Consider the following 3,906-nt stretch of genomic DNA (forward strand, 5'->3'; position numbering starts at 1 on the left):
GAGCAGGGGGCCGGGCGCGGACGCACCGTGGTGTTGTGGCCCGACACCTTCACCAACCACCTCTCCCCGTCCGTCGGCCGGTCGGCGGTCGCCGTGCTGGAGGCGGCCGGGCTGCGGGTGGTCGTCCCGCCGAAGCCCGTGTGCTGCGGGCTGACCTGGGTCTCCACCGGCCAGCTCGACCGCGCCCGCACGGTCATGCGGCGCACCCTGGACGTCATGGCCCCGGCCCTGGACGCCGGGCTCCCGGTGGTCGGCCTCGAACCCAGCTGCACCGCCGCCCTCCGCACCGACCTCCCCGAACTCCTCACCACCGACCCGCGCGCCGCGCGCCTCGCCGAGTCCGTCTCGACGTTCGCACAGGCGCTGGAGCGGTACGCCCCCGACTGGCGGCCCCCGAGGATCGACCGCCCCGTCGTCGGCCAGACCCACTGCCACCAGCACGCCGTCCTCGGCGACGCGGCCGAACGCCGCCTCCGCGAACGCGCGGGCCTCACCGGCGCCTTGAGCGGCGGCTGCTGCGGTCTGGCGGGCAACTTCGGCTTCGAGGACGGGCACTACGAGGTCTCGGTGGCCTGCGCCGAGGAGCAGCTGCTGCCCTCCGTAAGGGCCGCGGAACCCGGCACCGAGGTCCTGGCGGACGGCTACTCCTGCCGTACCCAGCTGAACCAGCTGGCGGGCCGGAAGGGGCGCCACCTGGCAGAGGTCCTGGCGGAACGACTGCCCTGACCCACGAGCCCCGCCGCCCACGGTCCCGCAGCCCTTCCCGGGCGCGGTGCCGTGGGTGACCGCGAGCGGTCCGTCTGGTGCAACTCAAGGGCTACCGACGGCTGTTGCGTCATACCCGGGAGGTAAGGGAGGTACAGCCCGGCGGGGGATCCGTACGCGTATCCGTTTCCTGAAAGATCTTTCCTGTCCGAACATGCGACCGGAAGGATCGATATCGTGCGCAGACGACGTCTCGCGCCCCTGTTGGCCGTGAGTGCCACGGCAACGCTGGCTCCCGCGCTCGCCACCTCGACGGCCACCGCCGCTCCGGCCGCCACCCCGTCGACTGCCTCCTCGTCCGCCGCCACGGGTGCGCTGGACCGGTATGTGGAGCAGAAGCCGCAGTGGAAGCGGTGCGAAGCCGACTCTCCGGCGGAGCTGGAGTGCGCCACTATCAAGGTCCCACTGGACTACCGGGTTCCCGGGGGCCAGCGGATCGACTTGGCCATATCCCGGATCAAGAGCACCGCGCCCGGTAAGCGGCACGGTGTCCTGTTCTCCAACCCCGGTGGCCCGGGGGGACGGGGGCTCTACATGCCGCTGGGGATGCAGGACAAGCTCCCCGAGTCGGCACAGCAGAAGTACGACCTCATCGGCTTCGACCCGCGCGGTGTGGGGCAGAGCAGCCCGGTTTCCTGCGATCTGGAGCCGGAGGAGGAGAACTGGCTGCGGCCGTACAAGGAGGAGACGTTCGACAAGGACGTCGCCTGGGCGCGCGACGTCGCGAACAAGTGCAAGGAGAAAGCAGGCGATGCGCTCCCGTACTTCACCACGCGCAACACCGCGCGCGACATGGATCTGATCCGGTCGATCCTTGGTGAGAAGAAGATCTCGTACGTGGGTTACTCGTACGGCACCTACCTGGGTGCCGTCTACACCCAGCTCTTCCCGGGCCGTGCCGACCGGTTCGTGCTGGACAGCGCGGTCGATCCGGCGCGTGCCTGGCGGGGGATGATCCAGTGGTGGGCGGAGGGCGCCCAGCCCGCGTACGACCGGTGGACCGAGTGGGCCGCTGAGCGTTCGGAGAAGTACGGCCTCGGTGAGACCCCGAAGCAGGTCGACCGGACCTTCTGGGATCTGGTCGCGCAGGCCGACGAGAAGCCCATCGAGGTAGACGGGCAGCCGACCACCGGTGATGACATCCGCAGCGGGATGCGAGAGGCGGTCTTCAGCCCGAAGTACGCCACCGAGGGGGTCGTGGAGCTGAAGAAGGCCGCAGCCGGCAAGCCTGCCTCCGCCAAGAAGCTCGCGGCGTTCGCCGGATCCGAGGGGGCCGGGACCGCGGGCGCCGCCGATGCCGCCGAGGTGCCGTCCGACAACATGACGGCGAGCTTCTGGGCCGTGGTGTGCGGCGACAACTCGGCCGCGTGGTCCCGCGATCCTGAGAGCTACCGGCAGGACGCCATCGAGGACAAGGGCCGTTACCCGCTCTACGGTGACTTCGCCTCCAGCATCAAGCCCTGTGCGTTCTGGGACAAGTCCGTGGAACCGGCGACCGAGGTGAACAACAAGGTCGGCTCCCTGGTCGTCCAGAACGAGTGGGACTCGCAGACCCCGCTGCCCAGCGGCCAGGCACTGCACGCCGACCTGAAGGGCTCGAAAATGATCACCGTCCTCGGCGGCGAGGGCCACGGCGTCTACCCGAACGGCAACGCATGCACGGACGGTACGGTCACCGACTACCTGCTCACTGGCAAGCTCCCGGCCAAGGACGTGACCTGCGAGGCGACGGCCGACTCGAACGCGGAGGCACGGACGAACCAGAAGCGGGACGTACTCCCCGGGTCCCCGCTCCCGGAACGTTTCTGAGCCCGGTCGCATGGCCCATTGCCGCATGACCCATTGAAGACGAGTGGGACCTCCTGGCGGGGGTCCCGCAGCCCCGCCCCCGGGACGGAACCGCTGGCCGAATCCTATGTGCGGTCGGCGGCCAGCGCCCATCGCGATCTGCCGGCGGCGGCCGACCCATCAGCCGTGTGGGCGAGCCTGTCGCGGGGGGCGTGCATCGGTGATGCCTGAATCATGCAAGCGTGCTTGATTGTTTCTCGCCGCGCTGCCACCCTCGCTCGACGAGACGTCAACAAGAGGCGTCGACAAGGCATGAGGAAGCCGACACACGGCTGGCCCGACGACGGGAGCGACGCGTGTCCGAGACGGAGGCTCTGCTCGCCGATCTGCGGGCGGAGGGGGACGAGTTGGACGGCCTGGTGGCCGGGCTCGGAGACGTGGCGTGGCGGACGCCGACGCCCGCGCCCGGGTGGACCGTCGCGCATCAGATCGCCCATCTCGCCTGGACCGACGAGCGGGCCGTGCAGGCAGCCGAGGACCCCCAGGGGTTCGCCGACGAGGTGCGCCGGGCGTGGGCCGCGCCGGACGCGTTCGTGGACGAGGGCGCGGAGCGGGGCGCGGCCGAGCCGCCCGAGGCGTTGCTGAGCCGCTGGCGCGAGGGGCGGGAGCGGTTGCTCCGGGCGCTGGCCGCGCAGCCGCCGCGCGCCCGGCTGCCGTGGTACGGGCCGCCGATGAGCGTGATGTCGATGGCCACGGCCCGGCTGATGGAGACCTGGGCGCACGGTCAGGACGTCGCCGACGCGCTGGGCCTGCACCGCGCCCCCACCGCCCGGCTGCGCCATGTGGCCCGGATCGGGGTCCGGGCGCGGGGTTACGCGTACGCGGCGCGGGGGCTGGAGCCGCCGGCCGAGGAGTTCCGGGTCGAGCTGACCGGTCCGGACGGTGAGCCGTGGACGTACGGTCCCGAGGACGCGGCCCAGCGGGTGACCGGTCCCGCGCTGGACTTCTGCCTCCTGGTGACCCAGCGGGCGCACCGCGACGATCTGGCCGTACGGGCCGAAGGGCCGGACGCGGACCGCTGGCTGGACATCGCGCAGGCGTTCGCGGGGCCGCCCGGCAAGGGCCGCGCCCCGGGCCGACGACCGGATCCCACGGCAGCCGGTACCGCCGGGGGCGCCGGTGCGCCCGGGGGCGCCGAAGTGGCCGGTACCGCCGGGGGCGCTGGGGGCGCCGGAGCGGCCGGGGACACCGGTATGGCCGGGAGCGCCGGAGTGGCCGGGGGCACCGCTGCGGCCGGGGGCACCGCTGCGGCAGATGGCCGTACGGCAGGTGACGTCCGGGCAGATGGGATCG

Annotated in this window: 2 protein-coding genes and 1 pseudogene; all 3 read left to right on the forward strand. The window is 72.1% G+C overall.

Annotated features, from left to right (window positions below; genetic code table 11):
• The coding region (locus tag AXW62_RS18105) for a (Fe-S)-binding protein (protein WP_169808146.1) at nucleotides 1–726 on the forward strand (726 nt) is incomplete at its 5' end.
• A 216-nt stretch (nucleotides 727–942) separates the two neighbouring features.
• Nucleotides 943–2,574, forward strand: a complete 1,632-nt coding sequence (locus tag AXW62_RS18110; RefSeq protein WP_060945446.1) for an alpha/beta hydrolase — start codon at nucleotides 943–945, stop codon at nucleotides 2,572–2,574.
• Between the two features lie 335 nt (nucleotides 2,575–2,909).
• Nucleotides 2,910–3,689, forward strand: a pseudogene (locus tag AXW62_RS18115) (TIGR03084 family metal-binding protein); the annotation flags it as partial.
• Nucleotides 3,690–3,906 lie beyond the last annotated feature (217 nt).

Source organism: Streptomyces hygroscopicus subsp. hygroscopicus, from assembly GCF_001553455.1.
Taxonomy (GTDB): Bacteria; Actinomycetota; Actinomycetes; order Streptomycetales; family Streptomycetaceae; genus Streptomyces; species Streptomyces hygroscopicus.